The sequence below is a fragment of the Asanoa ferruginea genome (genome assembly GCF_003387075.1).
GTDB classification, from domain to species: Bacteria; Actinomycetota; Actinomycetes; order Mycobacteriales; family Micromonosporaceae; genus Asanoa; species Asanoa ferruginea.
Genome location: NZ_QUMQ01000001.1, coordinates 2,118,062 through 2,140,749, shown reverse-complemented (window position 1 = coordinate 2,140,749; position 22,688 = coordinate 2,118,062). Strand labels below are relative to the sequence as shown.

At 71.1% G+C, this 22,688-nt stretch carries 21 protein-coding genes; 12 read left to right on the top strand and 9 right to left on the bottom strand.

Annotation, left to right across the window (positions count from 1 at the left end):
- Window positions 1-57 precede the first annotated feature (57 nt).
- Window positions 58-699: a TetR/AcrR family transcriptional regulator gene (locus tag DFJ67_RS10305; protein WP_203783553.1), complete on the top strand. Its 642-nt coding sequence runs from the start codon at window positions 58-60 to the stop codon at window positions 697-699.
- Here the strand turns inward: DFJ67_RS10305 and DFJ67_RS10300 are convergent.
- The 6 genes from DFJ67_RS10300 to DFJ67_RS10275 all read right to left on the bottom strand — a co-directional run bounded on the left by DFJ67_RS10300 (window position 638) and on the right by DFJ67_RS10275 (window position 6,892).
- Window positions 638-1,927, bottom strand: coding sequence for an adenylosuccinate synthetase (locus tag DFJ67_RS10300; RefSeq protein WP_116067675.1), 1,290 nt, complete (start codon window positions 1,925-1,927; stop codon window positions 638-640). The genes DFJ67_RS10305 and DFJ67_RS10300 overlap by 62 nt on opposite strands.
- Window positions 1,924-2,886 (bottom strand): hypothetical protein, encoded by a 963-nt coding sequence (locus tag DFJ67_RS10295; RefSeq protein WP_116067674.1) that lies wholly within the window; start codon window positions 2,884-2,886, stop codon window positions 1,924-1,926. The genes DFJ67_RS10300 and DFJ67_RS10295 overlap by 4 nt, the downstream gene beginning before the upstream one ends.
- A gap of 11 nt (window positions 2,887-2,897) precedes the next feature.
- On the bottom strand, window positions 2,898-3,860 hold the full coding sequence (locus DFJ67_RS10290) for a protein kinase family protein (protein WP_116067673.1): 963 nt from the start codon (window positions 3,858-3,860) through the stop codon (window positions 2,898-2,900).
- The gene (locus tag DFJ67_RS10285; RefSeq protein WP_116067672.1) at window positions 3,857-4,612 is read right to left on the bottom strand and encodes an NUDIX hydrolase; all 756 of its coding nucleotides are present in this window, start codon (window positions 4,610-4,612) and stop codon (window positions 3,857-3,859) included. Before DFJ67_RS10285 ends, DFJ67_RS10290 begins: the two co-directional genes overlap by 4 nt.
- A gap of 100 nt (window positions 4,613-4,712) precedes the next feature.
- The gene (locus DFJ67_RS10280) at window positions 4,713-5,573 is read right to left on the bottom strand and encodes a MaoC/PaaZ C-terminal domain-containing protein (protein ID WP_116067671.1); all 861 of its coding nucleotides are present in this window, start codon (window positions 5,571-5,573) and stop codon (window positions 4,713-4,715) included.
- A complete protein-coding gene (locus DFJ67_RS10275) occupies window positions 5,573-6,892 on the bottom strand; it encodes a 3-oxoacyl-ACP reductase (RefSeq protein WP_116067670.1) in 1,320 nt (439 codons plus the stop codon). Before DFJ67_RS10275 ends, DFJ67_RS10280 begins: the two co-directional genes overlap by 1 nt.
- Window positions 6,893-6,932: 40 nt before the next feature.
- Here DFJ67_RS10275 and DFJ67_RS10270 point away from each other — a divergent pair, with 40 nt between their 5' ends.
- From DFJ67_RS10270 to DFJ67_RS10260, 3 genes are all read left to right on the top strand, one after another.
- On the top strand, window positions 6,933-8,225 hold the full coding sequence (locus DFJ67_RS10270) for an acetyl-CoA C-acetyltransferase (RefSeq protein WP_116075997.1): 1,293 nt from the start codon (window positions 6,933-6,935) through the stop codon (window positions 8,223-8,225).
- A 71-nt stretch (window positions 8,226-8,296) separates the two neighbouring features.
- Window positions 8,297-8,845 (top strand): ArsR/SmtB family transcription factor, encoded by a 549-nt coding sequence (locus DFJ67_RS10265; RefSeq protein ID WP_116067669.1) that lies wholly within the window; start codon window positions 8,297-8,299, stop codon window positions 8,843-8,845.
- The gene (locus DFJ67_RS10260) at window positions 8,842-10,101 is read left to right on the top strand and encodes an MFS transporter (RefSeq protein ID WP_239097144.1); all 1,260 of its coding nucleotides are present in this window, start codon (window positions 8,842-8,844) and stop codon (window positions 10,099-10,101) included. The genes DFJ67_RS10265 and DFJ67_RS10260 overlap by 4 nt, the downstream gene beginning before the upstream one ends.
- On the opposite strand, the gene DFJ67_RS10255 is transcribed toward DFJ67_RS10260, so the two are convergent.
- Entirely contained in the window at window positions 10,098-10,697 is a 600-nt protein-coding gene (locus tag DFJ67_RS10255; protein ID WP_116067668.1) for an SRPBCC family protein, read from the bottom strand. The two genes, DFJ67_RS10260 and DFJ67_RS10255, sit on opposite strands and share 4 nt — an antisense overlap.
- A gap of 88 nt (window positions 10,698-10,785) precedes the next feature.
- Between DFJ67_RS10255 and purB the strand changes: the two genes are divergently transcribed.
- Window positions 10,786-12,210, top strand: a complete 1,425-nt coding sequence (gene purB / locus DFJ67_RS10250; RefSeq protein ID WP_116067667.1) for an adenylosuccinate lyase — start codon at window positions 10,786-10,788, stop codon at window positions 12,208-12,210.
- Between the two features lie 64 nt (window positions 12,211-12,274).
- Here purB and DFJ67_RS10245 read toward each other — a convergent pair whose 3' ends face one another.
- Window positions 12,275-12,958, bottom strand: a complete 684-nt coding sequence (locus tag DFJ67_RS10245) for a S1 family peptidase (RefSeq protein ID WP_116067666.1) — start codon at window positions 12,956-12,958, stop codon at window positions 12,275-12,277.
- 132 nt (window positions 12,959-13,090) lie between these two features.
- Here DFJ67_RS10245 and DFJ67_RS10240 point away from each other — a divergent pair, with 132 nt between their 5' ends.
- From DFJ67_RS10240 to purL, 4 genes are all read left to right on the top strand, one after another.
- On the top strand, window positions 13,091-13,690 hold the full coding sequence (locus tag DFJ67_RS10240; protein ID WP_116067665.1) for a TMEM165/GDT1 family protein: 600 nt from the start codon (window positions 13,091-13,093) through the stop codon (window positions 13,688-13,690).
- A 104-nt stretch (window positions 13,691-13,794) separates the two neighbouring features.
- Window positions 13,795-14,061: a phosphoribosylformylglycinamidine synthase subunit PurS gene (gene purS / locus DFJ67_RS10235; RefSeq protein WP_116067664.1), complete on the top strand. Its 267-nt coding sequence runs from the start codon at window positions 13,795-13,797 to the stop codon at window positions 14,059-14,061.
- Window positions 14,058-14,741, top strand: coding sequence for a phosphoribosylformylglycinamidine synthase subunit PurQ (gene purQ / locus DFJ67_RS10230; RefSeq protein ID WP_116067663.1), 684 nt, complete (start codon window positions 14,058-14,060; stop codon window positions 14,739-14,741). Before purS ends, purQ begins: the two co-directional genes overlap by 4 nt.
- A complete protein-coding gene (purL, locus tag DFJ67_RS10225) occupies window positions 14,738-17,125 on the top strand; it encodes a phosphoribosylformylglycinamidine synthase subunit PurL (RefSeq protein ID WP_116067662.1) in 2,388 nt (795 codons plus the stop codon). The genes purQ and purL overlap by 4 nt, the downstream gene beginning before the upstream one ends.
- 55 nt (window positions 17,126-17,180) lie before the next feature.
- On the opposite strand, the gene DFJ67_RS10220 is transcribed toward purL, so the two are convergent.
- Window positions 17,181-19,067, bottom strand: a complete 1,887-nt coding sequence (locus tag DFJ67_RS10220) for a carboxypeptidase-like regulatory domain-containing protein (protein ID WP_170215779.1) — start codon at window positions 19,065-19,067, stop codon at window positions 17,181-17,183.
- A 235-nt stretch (window positions 19,068-19,302) separates the two neighbouring features.
- Between DFJ67_RS10220 and DFJ67_RS10215 the strand changes: the two genes are divergently transcribed.
- From DFJ67_RS10215 to purM, 3 genes are all read left to right on the top strand, one after another.
- A complete protein-coding gene (locus DFJ67_RS10215) occupies window positions 19,303-19,653 on the top strand; it encodes a sterol carrier family protein (RefSeq protein ID WP_116067660.1) in 351 nt (116 codons plus the stop codon).
- A gap of 132 nt (window positions 19,654-19,785) precedes the next feature.
- A complete protein-coding gene (purF, locus tag DFJ67_RS10210; protein ID WP_239097145.1) occupies window positions 19,786-21,366 on the top strand; it encodes an amidophosphoribosyltransferase in 1,581 nt (526 codons plus the stop codon).
- Between the two features lie 48 nt (window positions 21,367-21,414).
- Window positions 21,415-22,566, top strand: a complete 1,152-nt coding sequence (purM, locus tag DFJ67_RS10205) for a phosphoribosylformylglycinamidine cyclo-ligase (RefSeq protein WP_116067659.1) — start codon at window positions 21,415-21,417, stop codon at window positions 22,564-22,566.
- The last annotated feature ends 122 nt before the right edge of the window (window positions 22,567-22,688 follow it).

Sequence of the window (22,688 nt, the reverse complement as noted above, 5' to 3'; positions counted from 1 at the left end):
TCAACTGATTTAGCTACTCCGGAGTAACCTTACGCAGGAGTAGATATGCTGGCAAGCGTGCCGAGCCGGCCAACGTTCAAGCGCCTTCCGCGCGCCGTCCGCGAGCAACAGATGCTCGACGCGGCCGTGCGGGTCTTCGCGCGCCGCGGCTTCCACGCGGCCAGCATGGATGAGATCGCCGACGAGGCCGGCATTTCAAAACCAATGGTGTACGCCTACCTGGGCAGCAAAGACGACCTCTTCCGGGCCTGCGTCAACCAGGAAGGCACCCGCCTGCTCGAGTCGATCGTGGCGGTGGTGCGCGACGACCTGCCGGCCGACGAGCAACTCTGGCGCGGCCTGCGCGGCTTCTTCGGCTTCGTCGGCGCACACCGCGAGGGCTGGGCCGTGCTCTACCGCCAGGCCAGCGGCCGCCAGCCGTTCGCCGCCGACATCGCCGCCCTCCGCGGCCGCATCGTCGAGGTGGTCGCCGGGATGCTCGGCCGCGCGGTGCTCGCGAGCGGGGGCACCGAGGCCCGCGAGCCGGATCTGACCGCGAGCGCCTACGCCCTCGTCGGCGCGGCCGAGTCGGTCGCCGACTGGCTGGCCGACCACCCCGAGGCCGACCCCGACCACTCGGCCGCGCGACTGATGAACTTCACCTGGCTGGGTGCCCGCCAGCTGTTGCAGGGTGAGCTCTGGCAGCCCAGTTCGGCCTGAGCACCTGCTTTCCCTCGGCCGTCGGGCCGTGTGAGGTGATCACCACCGGCGCGTCGAGCGCCGCGGAGACCGCCGACGGCCAGTCGACCGGTCCGTTGCTGAAGCGGGGCCGCGTGCTGAACAGCCGCCGGGTCAGCGCCTCCTGCCGGGCCAGGTCGCCGACCGGCCCGGGCAGCAGCCGGTCGGTCCAGTCGTAGCGGTCGCAGAACTTCAACGCCGGGCTGACGATGTCGAGGTGGGTCAGCGCGATCCCGTCGACCCCACCGCACACCTCGATCGCGTAGCGGTGCGCCACCGCGTCGAAGTGTCCGAACCGGAACCGGCCCTGCCACCGGTTGGTCGGGTTGTTGGGGTCGGTCAGCGGCAACCCTGGGTCTTCGGTGACCAGCGGGCCCGCGCCGTGCCGGGTGGTCACCACGCGGAGCACGCCGAGCCGGGTCGCGTTGCCCGCCTGGCCCGCCTCGACCAGCAGCGTCTCGGCGTTGTCGAACGTCGTCGTGCTCCACGTCGTGTAGGGGTGGAACCCGTGCCATTCGTCGAGCAGCACGCCCTGGGCGCCTTCGAAGACCACCGGCCCGACCGCCAGCAGGTTGCCCAGGAAGGCCCGGCTGACGATCGGCACCCGCGCGGCGAACGCGCCGAACGCATGCACCGTCGCCTCGATCGGCGGCACGTCGAGCGGGCCGAGCTCGTCGACCAGGCGGTCGCGGAGCAGGGTCAGTTTGGCCCTGAGCACCCCGGGGGCCTGCGCGTCGGCCACCCGGGGCGCGTCGGAGGGGTGGGCGAGCGCGTACCCCATCGCCTCGCCCACCCCCTTGCCGCAGGACCCATGCCGGTGGGCCCCACGGGCTATCTCCCGGGCTCGGTTGGCGGCCCGGTGATAGGGCGTGGCGAGCAGCGCGTCACCCTCGACGGTCAGCCGGTCCAACGCATCCGGCACACCGACGTCGGCCAGGTGGTCGGCCTCGACGACGAGCGCCAGCGGGTCGACCACCATGAACCGGGACAGGTGCGTGTGCACGCCACGCAACGTGCCGGCGCCGAACTGGGCGAAGACGTGACGCCGTCCGTCGGGCAGAACGACACTGTGGCCGGCCTGCCCGCCCCCGTTGTACCGCACCACTGCGGCAACCGGACGGCCGTCGATCCCCTTCGCGCACAACCAGTCGACGACGGTCCCCTTGCCCGCGTCGCCGTATCCCAGGTCGGCTACCAGCACGTGGTTCATAGCCGGCTGATTCGGTCGTCGCCGTGCAGCGTGGTCGGCAGGCCCCAGGTGGACAGCACCCGCCCGCCCCGCTCGACCGGTGCCAGCGCGCTGGACACCGACGCCGCCACCGTGCTGCCGGCCGCGGCCAGGTCGGAGAGCCCGGCGTCGAGGTCGATCGCCGCCTCGCCGAGGCCCACGGCCAGGGCGATCGTCTCGCAGACCGCGTTGGGGTCGTCGAGTTCGATCGCGTTCTGGCCGAGCAGCCCCCGCCAGAAGTCGAGGACCTTGGCGTTGCCGGCGTGGCTGGCTCCGCGCGGCAGTAGGTAATAGGTGTCGAACTTGCGTCGCACCTCCGAGACGATCCGCCGGATCGGGATGTCCTCGCTCAGGTCGTCGCCGCACACGTTGCGCACCTCGCGCGCCTTGACCCGGTCGTAGGCCAGCTCGTCGCCGATCACGAACAGGTAGCCACGCCGCCCGCGCCGGGTGAAGCAGTCGAGCTCGGTGTGCCGGGCCATGTAGTAGAGGGCCAGCTCGTAGGACTCGGTCATCTGCCCGCCGCCGCCGCCTTCGAGCACGATCCGGCTGAGGTCGTCGTCCATCCGGTTGTCGGACTCGAACTGGCCGATCTGGAGCGGCACCCGGTCGCAGGTGGCGTCGCCGATCGCGCCGAAGAGGATCTGCGGGTCGCGGGCGTAGCCGTTGCGCAGCAGCAGGCCGAGCAGCTTCGGCAGCTTGGTCTGCAGCACGCGCGGGACGTGGCCCATCGAGCCGGTGACGTCGAAGAGCACTGCGATCGAGATCGACTCGGGGTGCTCGGCCGAGTCGCGGCTCTCCCGGACGGCGCCACGAGGGTCGAGTTTGGGGTGGACGGTGCGGGCGCCGCTGTCGCTGTAGGCGAAGGCGCTCTTGCCGGTCGAGCGCCGGTAGCGGTCGGCGGCATCGTAGACGTCGGTTGACCAGACTCCGCTGCCCATCGCGGGCCTCCTTAAAGGTGGAGCGGGCGGAACTTCCGCGCGCCGTAGAGTCGTTCGAGCAGGTCGTCGAGTTCGGCCAGGAGCCGCCAGGCGTCGTCGGGCCGATGCCGGGGCGACGCCAGCGCGCAGCCCTTGGCGAAGGCCAGCAGAGCCGCCGGCGCGTAGCCACCCATCAGCGCGGTCATCGACCGGGCGGCCATCGCGATGTCGGTTTCCGGCCCGGGTGGCTGTCGCTTGTGCACCTCGGGCGGATACCAGTCGGCGTAGCCCGGCACGACGGCCGGCACGTGGTCGAGCCGGTCGACCACCGCGTAACACCAGTCGACGAGCACGACACCGTGGTCGGCCGTCTCGACCAGGATGTGCTCGGGCAGCACGGCACCGTGCACCACGCCGGCGCGGTGCGCCAACCCGAGAGCGACCAGCAACCGCCGCCAGATCCAGGCGGCGTCGCGCGGGTCCAGGCCGTCGGGCCGCATCCGGATCAGGTCGGCGACGCTGCGCAACTGGGGTACGGAACCGAGTACGTTCACCCGTCGTTCCTCGCCGGTGCCGGGGTCACGATGCCGGAACGTCTCGACCAGCCGGGGCACGTAGGGCAGGTAGCGCGGGTCGCCGGCGGCGGCGATCCGGCTCAGGGCGTGCGCCTCGCGGTCCATCAGGTCGTTGTTGACCGGGCGGCGCGGCTGCTTCAGGAACATGCCCCGGCCGAGCGCGTAGAGGTTGGCCAGGTCGCCGGAGTGCGCCACCGCACCGACCCGATAGCGGCCGAAGGCCACCGTGCCGCGCGCCCGCCAGCGGTTGGTCAGCGTGATGAAGGCGTCGGTCGCGACCGCCTTGGCCGCCGGCGCCACCCGGTCGGGATGCAGCACGGCGGCCAGCCGCAGGTAGCCGCGGTGCGGGTCGTCGGAGCCGAACAGCTCCGCGTCGCCGGCCTGGTTGACCAGGCGGATCGCCTCGTCGAGCGTGGTCATCGGAACGTCTCCTCCCGGGCCGGCCGGAGCAGGGCTGGGTGCAGCAACCGGGCGTCGCCCGCCCGGTAGAGACGGGCGCGGGGACCGCCGCGCGGCCCGCCGTGCTCGGTGGTCGCGCCGGTGCCCTCGACGAGCCCAGGCACGGAGAGCACCTTGCGGTGGAAGTTGCCGGCATGCAGCGGGTGTCCCCAGACGGTCTCGTAGACCGCGCGCAGGTCGGCGATCGTGAACTCCTCGCCGACGAACGCGGTCGCCAGCGGGGTGTATTCGAGCTTGGAGCGGGCCCGCTCCAGACCGTCGTCGACGATCCGGCGGTGGTCGAAGGCCAGTTCGCGGCTGGGCAGTGCGGTCACCGCCAGCCACTCGGCGTCGCCGGCGTCGGAGCCGGCCGAGGGCTCCGGCAGGTCGGGCGCGAAGGCCAGGTAGGCGATCGAGACGATCCGCATCCGCGGGTCGCGGTCGGGCGTGCCGTAGGAGGCGAGCTGCTCGAAGTGCACTCGCCGCAGCGGCTCGCCGCCGAGCCCGGTTTCTTCACCGAACTCGCGGCGGGCCGCTGCGGCGAGCTCCTCGTCGGGCCGAACGAAGCCCCCCGGCAACGCCCAGAACCCGGCGAACGGCGGACCGGCCCGTTGGATCAGCAGGACCTGGAGCTCGCCGTCGCGGATGGTGAAGGCGACCACGTCGACCGTGACCGCGACCGCGGGGTAGGCCCGCGGGTCGTACCCCGCCAGGAACTCCTGCTCGTTGACCACGGCCGTCCTTCTCACCCTCAGAACTTCTCGACTTAAGAATAACTCAAGATGAGAATAACCCCGCCGACAGGCAGGGGACAAGGGGCCGCGGGGGCCGTTGCTAGCTGATGGTGCCGGTGAGGTGTGGCGCGCCGCTCTTCGGGTCGTGCAGAGCGAAGGTCTCGCCCGGCGTCGCCGCGAACGCGACCGTGCCAGGCAGCAGGATCGGCCTCTTGAAGGCGACCTCGACGGTGTACGCGTCGGGCAGCCGGCCCTCGAGCGCCGCCAGGCAGCGGGCCTTGCTCCACATCCCGTGCGCGATCGGGCGCGGGAACCCGAAGAGCCTGGCACCCAGCCGCGAGGTGTGGATCGGGTTGCGGTCGCCGGACACCCGCGCGTAGTCGACACCGACCCGGGCCGGCACCTTCCAGGTCGCCGAGGCCGGCGGCGGCACGTCCCGGGGCGCCGAACCAGACGGGCCGGAGGCACGACCCCGGCGCAGGTAAGTGGAGACGTCTCGCCAGACCTCGACCCCGTCGACGGTCGCGACCGCGACCACGTCGAACTGCCGGCCGCGCTCGTGCGGGCGCAGGTCGACCGCCCGCACCGACAGGTCGAACCGGTCGCCGGCGTCGAGCGGCCGGGTCACCGTGATCCGGTTGGCGACGTGCACCAACCCGACCACCGGGTAGGGAAACTCGGGGCTGGTCATCAGCCGCATCGCCAGCGGCGTGGCCAGCACGTGCGGGAACGTCACCGGCAGCCGGTCGCTCAGCCGGAAGCCGCACACCCGGTCGTATTCGGCCAGCCGCCCGCGATCCACGACAACGCCGCGCAGCACGAGTTCGACGTCGGGCAGCACCTCGATCGGCGGCCGCCGGTCGCTGCCCGGCACCAGGCCGATGCGGGGCAGCGCCCGGATCGCCGCCCGCCGGTAGAGCGGTCCCAGCTCCGGCGGGCCGTCGAGTTCCACGATCGACATCAGGCGCCCAGCCACATCTGGCCGCACACCCGGATCACGTTGCCGGTGATGCCGGCCGAGCCCGGCGCGGCGAGCCAGGCGATCGTCTCGGCCACGTCGACCGGCAGGCCGCCCTGCGACATGCTGTTCATCCGGCGCCCGATCTCGCGGGCCGCCACCGGCATCCGCGCGGTCATCCGGGTCTCGATGAAGCCCGGCGCCACCGCGTTGATCGTGATCCCCTGCGGCGCGAGCACCGGCGCCATCGACTGGACCAGCCCGATCACGCCGGCTTTCGAGGTGGCGTAGTTGGTCTGGCCGCGGTTGCCGGCGATGCCGCTGGTCGACGAGACGGCGACGATCCGGCCGCCTTCCGGGATCAGCGGCACCAGAGCTTCGTTGATCCGTTCCTGGCTGGACAGGTTGACGTCGATGACCGCGTCCCACTGCTCGGCGCTCATCCGGCCGATCGTCTTGTCGCGGGTGATCCCGGCGTTGTGCACCACGATGTCTACCTTGCCGTGCCGCGAGTCGAGCTGGGCGGCCAGTGTCGACGGTGCGTCGGGGCGGGTGAGGTCGAGTTGCAGCGCCGTGCCGCCGACCTCGTTGGCGACCCGGGCCAGGCTCTCGCCCGCGGCCGGCACGTCGAGGGCGACCACCCGGGCGCCGTCGCGGGCCAGCACCCGCGCGATGGCCGCGCCGATGCCCTGCGCGGCCCCGGTCACCAGGGCCACTTTGCCGTCCAGCGGGTGCGCCCAGTCGGTCATCGGCGACGAGAGCACGTGGCCGATCCGGATCACCTGACCCGACACGTACGCCGAGCGCCCGGAAAGCAGGAATCGCACGGTGGAGTCGGCGAACTCGTCGGCGCCGGGTGCCACATAGACGAGTTGGGCGGTCATGCCGCGGCCGAACTCCTTGGCGATGCTGCGGGTCAGGCCCTCCAGGGCGCGCTGGGCGGTGGCCTCGCGCGGCGAGGAGCACGCTTCCGGCGGCGTGCCGAAGACGATCACCCGCCCGCTGGGGCCCAGCGTCCGGGCGTTGGCGTGGAAGAACTCGTAGACCGGGTGCAGCGCGGCGGTGTCGGCGATGCCGGTCGCGTCGAACACCAGTGCCGACCAGGGCGGCCCGCCGTCGAGGCCGACGCCGGCGATCGTGAGCATCTTTCGGACCGGCTCGTCGAGCCGGCCGCCGGGTGCGGCGCCGAGCAGCACGGGCCCGGTGACCAGCGGATCCCCGGGGCGGAAGCGGCGCAGCAGCGGTGGCTGGGGCAGCCCGAGCCGCTTGACCAGCGCGCGGCCGGGACCGGAGTTCGCGAAGCTCGCGTATCGGTCGCTCATAGCGATAGCCTACTTGCGGGTAACCGGTGAGGGAGGGCGTCTGATGGAGACCAGAAGAGTCGCGATCGTCGGCGGCAACCGGGTGCCGTTCGCCCGCTCCAACAGCCGCTACGCGCAAGCCAGCAACCTCGACCTGCTCACCGCCGCGCTCGACGGGCTGGTCGCCCGCTTCGGGCTGGCCGGCGCCCGGGTCGGCGAACTGGTCGCCGGTGCCGTGCTCAAGCACTCCCGTGACTTCAACCTGACCCGCGAGGTGGTGCTCGGCTCGCGATTGGACCCGACCACCCCGGCCTACGACATCCAGCAGGCCTGTGGCACCGGTCTGGAGGCCGCCATCCTGGTGGCCAACAAGATCGCGCTGGGCCAACTCGATGCGGGCATCGCGGGCGGCGTCGACACCACATCGGACGCTCCGCTGGCGCTCAACGAAGACCTGCGCCGCACGCTGCTCCAGCTGAACTCGGCCCGCACGACCGCAGCCAAAGTGCGGGCGGCCGCCCGGCTGCGCCCGCACCACGCGTTCCTGCCCGAGGCGCCGCGCAACGCCGAGCCGCGCACCGGCCTGTCGATGGGCGACCACGCCGCGATCACCGCGCTGCGCTGGAACGTCGACCGGCAGGCGCAAGACGCCCTCGCGCTGGCCTCGCACCAGCGACTCGCGGCGGCCTACGAGCGTGGCTTCTTCGACGACCTGATCACGCCCTACCTGGGGCTCAGCCGTGACCAGAACCTGCGCGCCGACACCTCGCTGGAGAAGTTGGGTGCGCTGCGGCCGGTGTTCGGCACGCGAGGCCCCGACGGCGAGCGGGCGACGATGACCGCCGGCAACTCGTCGCCGCTGACCGACGGCGCGTCGACCGTGCTGCTCGCGACCGACGAGTGGGCCGCCGAGCGCCGGCTGCCGGTGCTCGCGCACTTCGTCGACGCGGAGACCGCGGCGGTCGACTTCGTGCACGGTGACGAGGGGCTGCTGATGGCCCCGGCCTACGCGGTGCCGCGGTTGCTCGCCCGCCACGGGCTGAGCCTCCAGGACTTCGACTTCTACGAGATCCACGAGGCGTTCGCGTCGCAGGTGCTGGCGACCCTGGCGGCCTGGGAGTCGCCGGAGTTCTGCAAGGAGCGGCTCGGTCTCGACGCGCCGCTCGGGTCGATCGACCGCGCCAAGCTCAACGTCAACGGCTCGTCGCTGGCGGCCGGCCACCCGTTCGCCGCGACCGGCGGCCGGATCGTCGCGACGCTGGCCAAGCTGCTGGCGGAGAAGGGCGGCGGGCGGGGCCTGATCTCCATCTGCGCCGCCGGCGGCCAGGGCGTGGTGGCCATCCTGGAGCGCTGACCCCAGCGCTCCGCCCGTACCCCCCAATGAATGTTTGACAGTGTGCGAGATCGACGCGCATACTCTCCAACATGTCTTTGGGAGATGACCCGACCGTCAAGCTCCGCGCGCTGGCGCATCCGGTGCGACTGCGGATCCTGTCGCTGCTGACCGGCTCGGCGATGACCGCCGCCGAGGTGGCACGGGAGCTCGACCTGACGCACGCCAACGCCAGCTATCATTTGCGGCACCTGCTCGCCGCCGGTCAGATCGAGGCGGCCGGCGAGGAGCGGATCCGGGGCGGGGTAGCCAAGCGCTACCGGCACAACGTCGAGGCCGACTTCGCCAAGCCCGAGCCCAACATTCCCGACGACGCCCCGCGGACCGCCGACCACCTGCTGATGTACGAGGTGCTCGCGAGCGAGCTGCGCCGCCGTTCCAGGGCGTTGATGCGCGCGAAGGGCAATCACTTCACCGACGCCGAACTCTGGGTCGACCCGGCCGTCTTCGCCGCGGTGAAAGAGCAGATCGACCAGGCCAGCCTGGCCCTGCACCGGGCGGCCGTGGCACCCCGCACCCCCGGCACGATCCGCGTGAACGCGACGATCGCACTATTCAGAATGGAGCCCGACGCACGATGACCGACACCGTCGCCGCCCCTCCGGCGACCGGTGATGAGCCCAGACCCGGAATGCTGGCGCCCTTGCGCCACGCCCCGTTCCGGTTCCTCGTCGCCGGCCGCACGACCACCATGTTGGGCAACGCCGTCGCGCCGATCGCCCTCGCGTTCGCCGTGCTCGACCTCACCGGCTCGGCACGCGACCTGGGCCTGGTCGTCGGTGCCCGGTCGCTCTTCAACGTCATCTTCATCCTCTTCGGCGGGGTCATCGCCGACCGGCTACCGCGCCACCTGGTGATGGTCGGCGCATCGGTGCTGGCCGGCGCGACCCAGGCGACCGTCGCGGTCACGGTGCTCACCGGCACGGCGACGATCCCGTTGCTGCTGGGCCTGTCGGCGGTCAACGGCATCGCGGCCGCCGTCTCGTTCCCGGCCATCTCGGCGATAGTGCCGCAGACCGTGCCGGCCGCGATTCTCCAGCAGGCCAACGCGATCAACCGGCTGGCGTTCAACTCCGCGATGATCGCCGGTTCCTCGCTCGGCGGCGTGCTCGTCGCGACCGCCGGCCCGGGCTGGGGCCTCGCCGTCGACGCCGGCACCTTCTTCCTCGCGGGCCTGCTGTTCGCGCTGGTGCGGATCCCGAAGACCGACCAGCCGCCGGTGCTCGACCGGCCGGGCATCTTCGCCGAGATGCGGCACGGCTGGACCGCGTTCATCAGCCGCACCTGGCTGTGGGTGGTCGTCGCCGGGTTCTGCGTGATCAACGCGGCGTTGTCGGGATCGGTCAGCGTGCTCGGCCCGGTCGTCGCCGACGCGAGCTTCGGCCGGACCACCTGGGGCCTGATCCTGGCCGTGGAGACCGCCGGCATGATCGCCGGTGCGCTGGTCGCCATGCGGGTCCGGGTCGGCAGGCTGCTCTTCTACGGCGTGCTCTGGTGCCTCGGCGACGTGCTGCTGGTGCTCGCCCTTGGCCTGACCTCGACGGTGCTGGTCCTGCTGCTGGCCGGTTTCGCGGTCGGGTTCGCGCTCGAGCAGTTCACCGTGGCCTGGGACACCACCATGCAGGAGCACGTGCCGAGCGACATGTTGGCGCGGGTCTACTCCTACGACATGTTGGGTTCGATCCTCGCCCTGCCGATCGGCCAGGTCGCGGCCGGCCCGCTCGCCGAGCACTTCGGCACGCGACACACCCTGGTCGGCGCCGCCGCCGTGATCGCGGTGGCCACCATCGCCATGTTGTTCAGCCGCGACGTCCGCCAGCTCCGGCACGCCGTCTAGGCGGTCACCGACTTCCAGCGGTCGGCCCAGGCCTCTTCGACTGCGGCGTAGGCGGCGTCGTCGAGGCCATAGGTGGAGACGACGAGCGTGGCGTCGGTCGGCTCGGTGGAGTTGACCGGCGCCAGCGTCGCGAGGGCGACCAGGTGGCCCGAGCCGTCGACGGTCATCCGCAGGTGCGGGCTCGCGTGCCAGACCCGACCGGCGTCGGTGCGCAGCGCCGGCAGCACCGAACCTTGGAAGAACAGGGTGCGCCGGGCGCCCTGGCCGCGGGCGAGCAGGAACCGCAACTGCTCGAGGAACTGCCGCCAGCCCTCTTCGATCGCGTCGTATTCGCCGCTCGGCTCGCCCGGCGACTCGATCCGGACGGTGGTGCTGGTGGGGCTGTCGGCCGTCAGCGTGATCAGGTGGTCTTCGCCCAGCGCGATCCGGTCAGGCGGGCTGAGTCGGGCGTCATCGAGGAAGATCATCCGGATCTCGTCGGCGAGGCCCGGATAGTCCCAGCCGAACCACTGCCCGATCAGCTCCGCCTCGGTGAAGTGCCGCCAGACCAGCGCCTGGGGCGCGTCCACAGTGGTCTCGACCCGAAATGGCTTCATGGCCTCACCATAACCCGCTGTGCGTTGGGTCACAGCGCGGCCACTCGCAGGTGTAAGGGCCGCTCCGGGCGGGTGCCAGAATGGCCGGGTGACTTCGGTGCCCAACATTCTCGCCGCCCGCTACGCCTCACCCGAGCTGGTCGACCTGTGGTCGCCGACGGAGAAGGTGAAGCTCGAGCGACGGCTGTGGATCGCGGTGCTGGAGGCGCAACGCGACCTGGGCATCGACGTGCCGGCCGGCGCGGTCGAGGCCTACCGGGGGGTGCTCGACGACGTCGACCTCGTCTCGATCGCCGAGCGGGAGCGGGTCACCCGGCACGACGTGAAGGCTCGGATCGAGGAGTTCGCCGACCTGGCCGGCCACGAGCAGATCCACAAGGGGATGACCTCCCGCGACCTGACCGAGAACGTCGAGCAGCTCCAGATCCGCTCCTCGCTGGAACTGGTCCGCGACCGGGTGGTTGCCACCCTGGCCCGGCTGGCCCGCCTCGCGGTCGAACACGACCACCTGGTGCTGGCCGGCCGCTCGCACAACGTCGCCGCGCAGGCGACCACCCTGGGCAAGCGGTTCGCGTCGGCCGGCGAGGAGCTGCTGATCGCCTACCAGCGGCTCGACGACCTGATCGGCCGTTACCCGCTGCGCGGCATCAAGGGGCCGGTCGGCACCGCCGCCGACCAGCTCGACCTCTTCGACGGCGACGCCGCCAAGGTCGCCGAGCTGGAGGCCCGGGTCGCCGCGCACCTCGGCTTCTCCTCCGTGCTCAGCAGCGTCGGCCAGATCTACCCGCGCTCGCTCGACTTCGACGTGGTCACCGCGCTGGCCCAGGTGGTCGCCGCGCCGAGCAGCCTGGCCACCACGATCCGGCTGATGGTCGGCCAGGAACTGGTCACCGAGGGCTTCCGGCCGGGCCAGGTCGGCTCCAGCGCGATGCCGCACAAGATGAACACGCGGTCCAGCGAGCGGGTCAACGGGCTCGCGGTCGTGGTCCGCGGCTACGTGTCGATGATCGGCGAGCTGGCCGGCGACCAGTGGAACGAGGGCGACGTCTCCGACTCGGTGGTCCGCCGGGTCGCGCTGCCCGACGCGTTCTTCGCCACCGACGGCCTGTTCCAGACCTTCCTGACCGTGCTCGACGAGTTCGGCGCCTATCCCGCCGTGGTGGCCCGCGAGCTCGACCGCTACCTGCCGTTCCTGGCCACGACCAAGATCCTGGTCGCCGCCGTACGCCGGGGAGTCGGTCGCGAGACGGCGCATGAGGTGATCAAGGAGAACGCGGTCGCCGTGGCGCTCGCGATGCGGGAGAAGGGCACCACCGACAACGACCTGTTCGACCGGCTCGCCGCCGACGGCCGGCTGGGCCTCTCGCGGGGCGAGATCGACGCGCTGGTCGCCGACCGGGCCGCGTTCGTCGGTGCGGCCGGCGCCCAGGTGGCCGCCGTGGCCGAGAAGATCGCCGAGGTGGTCCGCCAGCACCCGAGCGCGGCCGGCTACACGCCGCGCCCCATCCTCTGACAAGCCGGCGTGGCGCCTCGCAGACGGAGGCGCCACGCCGGATTGTGGGAGAGCGTTCCTTCCTTTACACGCCCGCGGTCGAGGTGATCCAGGCCCGGTTGTAGGCGACGCTGCCGTAGTTCTGGATGCTGGAGCCGTCGGCCGTCGAGGCGACGCCGACCTGCGCGCCGTTGTAGAACTGCGGGCCGCCGGAGTCGCCGCGCCACGCGTTGCCGTTGATCCGGGTGCTGCGGATCGCCCGGCCACCGTAGGCGTCGGTGACGTTGGTGCTGGTCACCCGCACGCTGGCGGTCTTGAGCACCGGCGAGGCGTCACAGCCGCTGTAGCAGGTCATGCCCCAGCCGTAGATGGTGTTGGTGGAGTTGACCGGCGGGTAGGCGCTGGAAAGTGTCACGTAGCTCGTGCTCACCGCACTGCTCAGCCGCATCAGGGCCAGGTCGCTGCGGGTGTAGGTGGCGCTGACGGTGCGGGTGACACCACCGGAACCGCGGTTGACGCTGCCGACGCGCACCGACATCGTGCCGCTGATGCAGTGCCGGGCGGTGAGCACCCAGGTCGACGCGATGATCGTGCCGGAACAGGTGAACGATCCGCCGCTGAACACGGCGGCGGCCCACGGCGCGGACGCCACCGTGCTGCCACCGATGATCTGATCTGGGCCGGTCGGTGCGGCGCCGGCCGCGCTGGGCACGAGGAACGCGCCGGTCAGACCGATGGCGAGCGCGGCCAGGGTGAGGCGTTTGCGCATCTGTGGGGCTCCTATCCGAGGGGGGTGGTTCGGACTGCCCGAGACGCTATTGGGATATCGATGTATTCGCAATCATCAGTTTGAAGTCATACCGCGCGGTGATGGCCGGCGACCCGATTAGCGTTGACCGCGATGGAGTTCCTCGTCGTCGCGGTCACGGCGTTCGCGCTGATCCTGCCGGTCGAGTTACCCGACAAGACGTTCGTCGCGACCCTCGTGCTGAGCACCCGGTATCCGCCACTACCGGTGTGGCTCGGCGTGATCGTCGCGTTCTTCGTGCAGTGCGCGGTCGCGGTCGCCGCGGGCACCCTGATCTCCCGGCTCCCCGAACGGCCGGTCGAGTTGGTCGCCGCGGCGCTGTTCCTGGCCGGCGCGTTCGTCCTCTTCCACGGCGCCCGCAAGGCCGACGAGCAGAAACCGGAGGAGCTCGATGGGCAGATCAAGACCAGGCGCACCGGCGTACGCGCGGCGGCAGCGAGTTTTGTCGTCCTGTTCACCGCTGAATGGGGTGACCTGTCGCAGTTGCTGACCGCCGGCCTGGTCGCGAGTGGCCGAGATCCCATTCCGGTGTTCGTGGGCTCGTGGCTGGCGCTGGTGGTGGTCTCCGGTGCCGCTGTCCTGCTTGGTCGCTGGCTGCGGAAGAGGGTCAAGTTGTCGGTGATCCGATATGTGGCGGCCGGGATCTGCCTTGTCCTCGCCGTCCTTACCACGGTCGAGGCACTACGCGCGTAATGCCTGTCCACGATGCCTGTCCACGGTCTGGGCGGGTGCCGGTCCGCGTCTATCTACCGGGTAGTCTTGGCGCGCTTACCGCGTACAAAAGTCAGGAGTGCCCAGTGGCTCGCGTCGTCGTCGACGTCATGCTCAAGCCGGAGATCCTCGATCCTCAGGGCCAAGCGGTCGCCAACGCGCTGCCGCGGCTCGGGGTCAGTGATGTCTCCTCCGTGCGCATCGGTCGCCGCATCGAAATCGAGTTCACCGGCGAAGCCGATCTCGACCGGGTGCGGGAGATCGCTGACAAGCTGCTCGCCAACCCGGTGATCGAAGACTTCACCATCCACGAGGTCGCCGACGAGCCTGTTCCGGCGGGTGACCCGTCGTGAGTGCCCGCGTCGGAGTCGTGACGTTCCCGGGCTCGCTCGACGACGGTGACGCCGCGCGCGCCGTCCGGGTCGCCGGTGGCGAGGCCGTGCGGCTGTGGCACGGCGACAGCGACCTGCACGGCGTCGACGCCGTGGTGCTGCCCGGCGGTTTCTCCTACGGCGACTACCTGCGCACCGGTGCGATCGCCCGGTTCGCGCCGGTGATGGAGTCGATCATCGACGGCGCCCGGGGCGGGCTGCCGGTGCTGGGCATCTGCAACGGCTTCCAGATCCTGTGCGAAGCCCACCTGCTTCCCGGTGCCCTCACCCGCAACAGCCACCTGCACTTCCGCAACCGCGACCAGTGGCTGCGCGTCGGCACCAGCGGCACCGCGTGGACCAACTCGTTCGAGGCCGACCAGGAGATCCTGGTCCCGCTCAAGAGCGGCGAGGGTCGCTACGTCGCTGACCAGGCGACGCTCGACGAGTTGACGGCCAACGGTCGGATCGTCGCGACCTATGTGCGCGGCAACCCCAACGGCTCCGAGCGCGACATCGCCGGCATCACCAACGAGGCCGGCAACGTCGTCGGGCTCATGCCCCACCCCGAGCACGCGATCGAGGCACTCACCGGTCCGTCGCTCGACGGTCTGGGCTTCTTCACCTCGATTCTCAAGCACCTGGCGGGGGCCACGGCATGACAACACAGCCCGATACGGCGTCGAGCGAGGCAGCCGAGCTGTCCTTGCCGGCGCAGGGTTCGCCCTACGAGCCGCACGAGGGCCCCGACACCGTCGAGCAGGCCAACGGCACCCCGGAGGAGCTCCAGCCCTTCGCCGAGCTCGGGCTGCGCGACGACGAATACGACCGCATCCGCGGCATCCTGCACCGCCGGCCGACCCAGTCCGAGCTGGCGATGTATTCGATCATGTGGAGCGAGCACTGCTCCTACAAGTCGAGCAAGGTGCACCTGCGGCAGTTCAGCGAGAAGGCGCCGCCGAGCGACCGGATGCTCGCCGGCATCGGCGAAAACGCCGGTGTCATCAAGATCTCCGACGAGATCGCGGTGACCTTCAAGGTCGAGTCACACAACCACCCGAGCTTCGTCGAGCCCTACCAGGGCGCCGCGACCGGTGTCGGCGGCATCGTCCGCGACATCCTCGCGATGGGCGCCCGGCCGGTCGCCGTGATGGACCCGCTGCGGTTCGGCGCGGCCGATCATGAAGACACCGCGCGGGTGCTGCCCGGCGTGGTGGCCGGCATCGGCGGCTACGGCAACTCCCTTGGCCTGCCCAACGTCGGCGGCGAGGTCGTCTTCGACCCGACCTATCAGGGCAACCCGCTGGTCAACGCGCTGTGCCTCGGCGTGCTGCCGGTCGACCGGCTCCAGAAGAAAGACGCCGCCGGCCCCGGCAACATCGTGGTCCTGATGGGCGCCAAGACCGGCCGCGACGGCATCGGCGGCGTGTCCGTGCTGGCCAGCGCGACCTTCGACGACGGCAGCCAGGCTCGCCGCCCGTCGGTGCAGGTCGGCGACCCGTTCACCGAGAAGCTGCTGATCGAGGCCTGCCTCGAGCTCTACGACGCCAACCTGGTCGTCGGCATCCAGGACCTCGGCGGCGCCGGCCTGACCTGCGCGCTGACCGAGACCGCGGCCTCCGCCGGCACCGGCATGCGGGTCTGGCTGGAGCGGGTGCCGCTGCGCGAGCAGTCGATGGAGCCGCACGAGATCCTGGCCAGCGAGTCGCAGGAGCGGATGCTCCTGATCGTCAAGCCCGAGCAGCTCGACGAGGTGCTCGCCGTCGCCGACAAGTGGGGCGTGCTGGCCACCGCGATCGGCGAGGTCACCCCTTCTGAGGTCAGCGGCCTGCCCGGCCGGCTGCGGATCACCTGGCGCGACAACCTGGTCGTCGACGTGCCGCCGGCCTCGCTGGTCGACGACGGCCCGGTCTACGCCCGGCCGATGCGCGAGCCCGCCGACCTGATCCTGCTCCAGGCCGACCGGGCCGAGACGCTGCCCAGGCCGGCGACGCCGGAAGACCTCAAGGAGACCCTGCTGCGGATGGTTGGCTCGCCCAACCTCTGCGACAAGTCGTGGGTCACCGAGCAGTTCGACCGCTACGTGCTCGGCAACACCGTGCTGGCCCAGCCCGAAGACGCCGGCGTGATCCGGATCGACGAGCAGACCGGCCTCGGTGTCGCCCTGTCCGTTGACGGCAACGGGCGCTACGCCCGGCTCGACCCCTACAACGGCGCCAAGCTGGCGCTGGCCGAGAGCTACCGCAACGTCGCCGTCAGCGGTGCCAAGCCGGTCGCGGTCACCAACTGCCTCAATTTCGGCTCGCCCGAAGACCCGGCGGTGATGTGGCAGTTCGCCGAGGCGGTGCGCGGCCTGGCCGACGGCTGCCTCGAGCTGGGCATCCCGGTGACCGGCGGCAACGTCAGCTTCTACAACCAGACCGGCGCCGCGGCGATCCACCCCACCCCGGTGGTCGGTGTGCTCGGCGTGATCGACAACGTGGCCGACCGGGTGCCGATCGGCTTCACCAAGCCGGCGACCGGCGACGGCGACCTGATCTTCCTGCTCGGCGAGACGGCCAACGAGCTGTCCGGCTCCGAGTGGGCCTGGGTGACCCACGAGCACCTCGGCGGCGTGCCGCCGAAGGTCGACCTGGCCCGTGAAAGGGCCCTGGCCGAGGTGCTCGCCGAGGCGTCCCGGGTCGGTCACCTCAGCTCGGCCCACGACGTCTCCGACGGCGGCCTCGCGCAGGCGCTGGTCGAGGCCTGCCTGCGCAACGGCGTGGGTGCCCGGGTCGCGCTGCCGGAGGAGTTCACGGCGGGCTCGATGCCGTTCGTCTACCTGTTCAGCGAGTCGGCCGGCCGGGCCGTCGTGGCAGTGCCGCGCGGTCACGAGCGGGCGTTCACCGGGCTGTGCGCCGAGAAGGGCGTCCCGTGGACCCCGATCGGCGTGACCGACGGGCAAAACGAGGCGCTCGACATCCGCGGCCAGTTCGCGGTGCCGCTGGCCGAGCTGCGCGAGGCGCACACCGCGACGCTGCCCCGCCTGTTCGGCGCTTCCCACTAGGTCACGGCATACAAAAAGGGGGCCGCGAAAGCGGCCCCCTTTTTGGTTGCTCTGATCAGTCGTCGAGCCAGCCGAGCTGCCGCCGGTCGCGACCTCCCTCGGCGCCATGGCGGGCACCGCGGCCCTCGTTCTCCTCGGGGTAGTAGTCGCCCCGCTCGCCGTAGCCATCGGGTGCGGCGTAGTCGCCACCGCCCCGCTGCTCGGGCACGCCGCCGTAGCCACCGCCGGCCTGCGGCGGGTAGCCACCGACCTGGGTCGGGTCGTAACCACCGGCCGGGTAACCGCCCGCGGGCGGGCCCTGGTCGTAGCCGGCACTCGGAGCGCCGCCGTAGCCGCCGCCCTCGTAGCCGCCGCGACCGCCCTGGTCGTAGCCGCCACGCTGGCCGCCGGCCGCGCCGTATCCGTTGCCGCCCTGGTCGTAGCCGTTGGGCTCGGCACCGTAGCCGCGCTCGTCGGCGCTGTAACCCTGGCCGGCGCCGTAGCCGCCACCCTGCTGCGGGTAGCCGCCGTTCGGCTGGCCGCCGTAGCCGCCGCCACCGGACGCGGGCTCGTAGCGACCGGTCGGCTCGTCGAAGCGCTCGCCGTAGCCACCGCCGGCCTGCTGGCCGCCGTAGTCGCCACCGGAGGCCGGTGCACCGCCGTAGCCGCCACCGGAAGCCGGTGCGCCGCCGTAGCCGCCGCCCGATGCCGGTGCGCCGCCGTAACCGCCGCCGCCCGAACCGGGCGCGTCGGGGTAGCCGCCGCCGGCACCGTAGCCGCCGCCCGAGCCGGGTGCGGGGTTGTACATCTGGGTCTGCTGGTCGTAGCCGCCGGCCCGGGTGGGCTCGCCGTAACCACCGGCGCCGCCCCAGGCGGGCTGCGTCTGCGCGCCGCCACCGTAGGTCGGTGCCTGCGGCGGCATCGGCGCGCCGTAGGGGTCGGGGAACTCGTCCATCGGTGCGCGGTTGTGCAGCATCGTCGGTGCGTCGGCCATGCCGCCGGCGCCCGCCCCGGCGATCCGGGTCGCGTCGTTGCCACCGCCGCGATAGCCCGCCGCGCCGCCGGCCGGCACAGCCGGTCGGACGCCCGTGGTCGAGGTCTCGTCGTCGGGGTCGTCGCTTTCCTTGCGGCGCAGCATCACCCAGATGATGCCGCCGACGCCGAACGCCACCAGCAGGCCGCCGCCGAGCACGACCAGCCAGTTGCCGAAGCCGCCACCGTCGTCGGTGTTGCCCGCCGGTGCCGCGGCGATCGCGCTGTCGGTGGCCGTGGCCTCGTCGGTGATCTCGTCGTCGGGCGCCTCGGTCGGGACCAGCGGGGTCGCGCTGACCGACGGCGGTGCCGCGGCGAGCGGAAGCTGGATCACGACGTTGTTCGAGCTCTGGCCGGCGTTGAGGTTGACCGTCTTGGTGTTCCGCTTGTCGTCTTTCGACGCCCCGATGGTGATCTGACCGGGCGCGATCGGGTTCTGCGTGGTGCCGGTGAAGGTGAAGTTGCCGCTGGCGTTGGCGAGCGTCTCGTGTAGCTTGCTCGCACCGTCACTCAGAGCGACGTAAGCGCCACTCACACCCTTGCCGTCGGCCTGGTTGGTGACCTTGCCGCTGATCGACTTGACGGTCTCCACCGGCGGCGGCGCCTGCACCTGCTTGCCACGCACCGTGACGTCACGGGTGGCCTGGCCACTCTCGCCATTGATGGTCACCTGCACGATGACCTGGCCGGACTTGGTCTGGCCGTCGGCGACGTTGCCGGCGGTCACTTCCGCCTCGAACGTCTGCGGGTTGCCCTGGCCGACCTGCTCGTCGCTGTCGCAGCCGTCTGTGCAGCTCAACTCGCCGAAGCTGGTCGACACCTTGATGGTCGCCGTCTGCTCGCCGCCGGGGTTCTGGTTGGTGACCCGGAACCGGACGGTGGCCTTCTGGCCAGGTGACAAGGTGCCGTTTGAGAAGCTGACGATCGACACCGTTGGAGCTGCCGCTTGTGCGGGGTTGGGAAATACTGTGACCAGCGCGCCAGCTATCAGCGCTACGACCACACCGGCCCGTGCTCTCCAGGCTCGTCGGTGTGTTGTCACGTCCACCGCCTTCCGGTCTCACCCCCGAACGAGTACACCGTCGGTCACTATGCCTTGTCCGACGGGATCAGCGCGACCCAGGGGCCGAAGGAACAAGAACGTGAGGAGGTCGTATCGTCCCGTCATGTCCCGTGCGCACAATAAGTCACCTGCGGTAGCGGCCGCCCTTGATGCCCTCGACGCCGGGGTTAGCCCCGAGGCGGCGACGCTCCGTGATGCTGTGCGTGCGCTGCTGACCGACCTCGCCAAGCGCGCGCCGGGCCGCTCGGTCGAGGTGCGGGTCCCACCATACGGTGCCGTGCAATGCATCCCAGGACCGCGACATACCCGTGGTACGCCTTCCAATGTGGTCGAAACGGACGGTGTGACGTGGGTCCTGCTCGCGACCGGCCGACTCGCGTGGGCCGACGCGCTCGCCGCCGGCAAGATCAAGGCAAGCGGAAACCGAGCCGATCTCTCCTCATATCTCCCCTAGCCGGGCAGAATTCGGGTCCTCCGAACGGGTCTGTTGACGGTTCGGGGCGCCAAGGTGGCCGACTGTGACCGGCCTGAACTCGCGTACACTGGCCCGAGCAGACGTGCCATGCCCAGCAGCGAGGAGCAGTAGGTGCCCCGAGGCGACGGCCGGTTGAGCCAGGACCTCGACCCCCAACGACCCGGCCCGCAAGATGCTTGCGGTGTGTTCGGTGTGTGGGGGCCGGGTGAAGAGGTCGCGAAGCTGACCTACTTCGGGCTCTACGCCCTCCAGCACCGAGGCCAGGAAGCGGCTGGGATAGCGGTCAGCGACGGCTCCGGCGTGGTGGTCTACAAGGATCTCGGCCTGGTGGCCCAGGTCTTCGACGAGCCCACCCTGGCCAGCCTGCGCGGCCATCTGGCCATCGGCCACACCCGTTACTCCACGACCGGCGGCTCGACGTGGGAAAACGCCCAGCCGACGATCCGGGCGACGACGGCCGGCACAACCATCGCGCTGGCGCACAACGGCAACCTGGTCAACACCGCCGAGTTGGCCGCTGAGGTCGCCGAGCGCGGCCTGTCGACCGACCCGTCGACCACCTCCGACACCGCCCTGGTGACCGCTCTGCTCGCCGGCCGGCCCGACATGTCCGTCGAGGCCGCCGCGCTCGAGGTGCTGCCGACCCTGCGCGGCGCGTTCAGCTTCGTGTTCATGGACGAGAACACCCTCTACGCCGCCCGCGACGCCTACGGGGTGCGGCCCCTGGTGCTCGGCCGGCTGGAGCGCGGCTGGGTGGTGGCCAGCGAGACCGCGGCGCTCGACATCGTCGGCGCCAGCGTGGTCCGCGAGGTCGAGCCCGGTGAGCTGATCGCGATCGACGAAGACGGGCTGCGCTCGTTCCGGTTCGCGGTGCCCGAGCCCAAGGGCTGCCTCTTCGAATACGTCTACATCGCGCGCCCCGACACCACCATCTCCGGGCGCAACGTGCACGCCGCCCGGGTGCAGATCGGCCGCCAGCTGGCCAAGGAGCACCCGGTCGAGGCCGACATGGTCATCCCGGTGCCCGAGTCCGGCACCCCGGCCGCGATCGGCTACGCCGCCGAGTCCGGCGTCACCTACGGCGCGGGCCTGGTGAAAAACGCTTACGTCGGTCGCACCTTCATCCAGCCGTCGCAGACCCTGCGCCAGCTCGGCATCCGGCTCAAGCTCAACCCACTGCGGGAAAACGTCCGCGGCAAGCGGATCGTGGTGGTCGACGACTCGATTGTGCGGGGCAACACCCAGCGGGCCATCGTCCGCATGCTCCGCGAGGCCGGCGCGCTCGAGGTGCACGTGCGCATCTCCTCGCCGCCGGTCAACTGGCCATGCTTCTACGGCATCGACTTCGCCACCCGCGCGGAGTTGCTGGCCAACGGCCTCGACAACGACGGCATCCGACGTGCGATCGGTGCCGACACGTTGGGCTACGTATCACTCGGCGGTCTGATTGCCGCGACCGAGCAGCCGAAGACGCGCCTGTGCCGCGCGTGTTTCGATGGGGACTATCCGATCCCGCTGCCGGCCGGCAACCTGATCGGCAAGCACGTGCTCGAAGGCGTCGCCCGGCGGGTCGACGCCGATGCCGAGCAGCGCGGCGAGGGCGGAGGCAACCGTCCCGCGCCGGGCGACCTTCCGTTGGTCGTCCAGCAGATGGCAGCCAGCTCCAACGGCGGCGGCACGCACAGTTCCTAGCCGGCGTCTCCACAGAGACACCGCGCGTCAGGCGTAAAGGGAGAAATCGTGACGCACGTTACTGAGCGGGGCGGCGGCTCGGCCAAAAATCCGGGCACGGAAGGCTTCGAGCCATGGACAGCCGGTGCCGGCCGGACCAGTCGCAAGCGCACAGTGACCTACGCCGACGCCGGCGTCTCGATCCACGCCGGCGAGCGCGCGGTCGAGCTGCTCAAGAGCAAGGTGGCCAAGGCGCAGCGCCCCGAGGTGCTCGGTGACCTCGGCGGCTTCGCGGGCCTGTTCCGGCTCGACACCAAGCGCTACAAGAACCCGATCCTGGCCTCGTCGACCGACGGTGTCGGCACCAAGCTGGTGATCGCGCAGCAGCTCGACATCCACGACACGGTCGGCATCGACCTGGTCGCGATGGTCGTCGACGACCTGGTCGCGTGCGGCGCCGAGCCGCTGTTCCTGCTCGACTACATCGCCTGCGGCGAGGTCGTGCCCGACAAGGTCGCCGAGATCGGCGCCGGCATCTCCGACGGCTGCCGCTACGCCGGCTGCGCGCTGCTCGGCGGCGAGACGGCCGAGCACCCGGGCGTGCTGCGCCCCGACGAATACGACCTGTCCGCGACCGGCGTCGGCGTCGTCGAGGAGAGCGAGATCCTCGGCCGCGAGCGGGTCGAGGTCGGCGATGTCGTCATCGCGATGCGCTCGTCCGGTCTGCACTCCAACGGCTACTCACTGGTCCGCCACGTGTTGCTCGGCGCCGGCCGGATGCGGCTCGACACCGTGGTCGACGACTTCGGCAAGCAGCGCACCCTCGGCGAGGAGCTGCTCACGCCGACCAAGATCTACGCTCGCGACTGCCTCAAGCTGATCTCCGAGGCCGACGTGCGGGCGCTGGCCCACGTCACCGGTGGTGGCATTCCCGGCAACCTGGTGCGGGTGCTGCCGGAGCACGTCGACGCGGTGGTCAACCGCTCGACCTGGAAGCCGCAGCCGATCTTCGACATGGTCCAGGCCAAGGGCCGGATCGAAGACTCGGAGATGGAGTCGACGTTCAACATGGGTGTCGGCATGTTCGCCATCGTCTCGCCGGAAGACGCCGACCGGGCGCTGGCGTTCCTCGCCGGCCGCGGCATCGACGCCTGGCAGGCGGGCGAGATCATCGAGGGCACCGGCACCGTCCAGATGATCGGTCAGCACACCCGCGGCTGACTCGGCTTGCTCACAGGTTTGGGGCTTACCCGATTGGCCACCGCCGCCTAACCTAAAGTCCTGCCTTCGACACCTCGACGGGGAGAGGAGGGCGGGTGGTTGTCCGGCAGGGCCAGTTCACC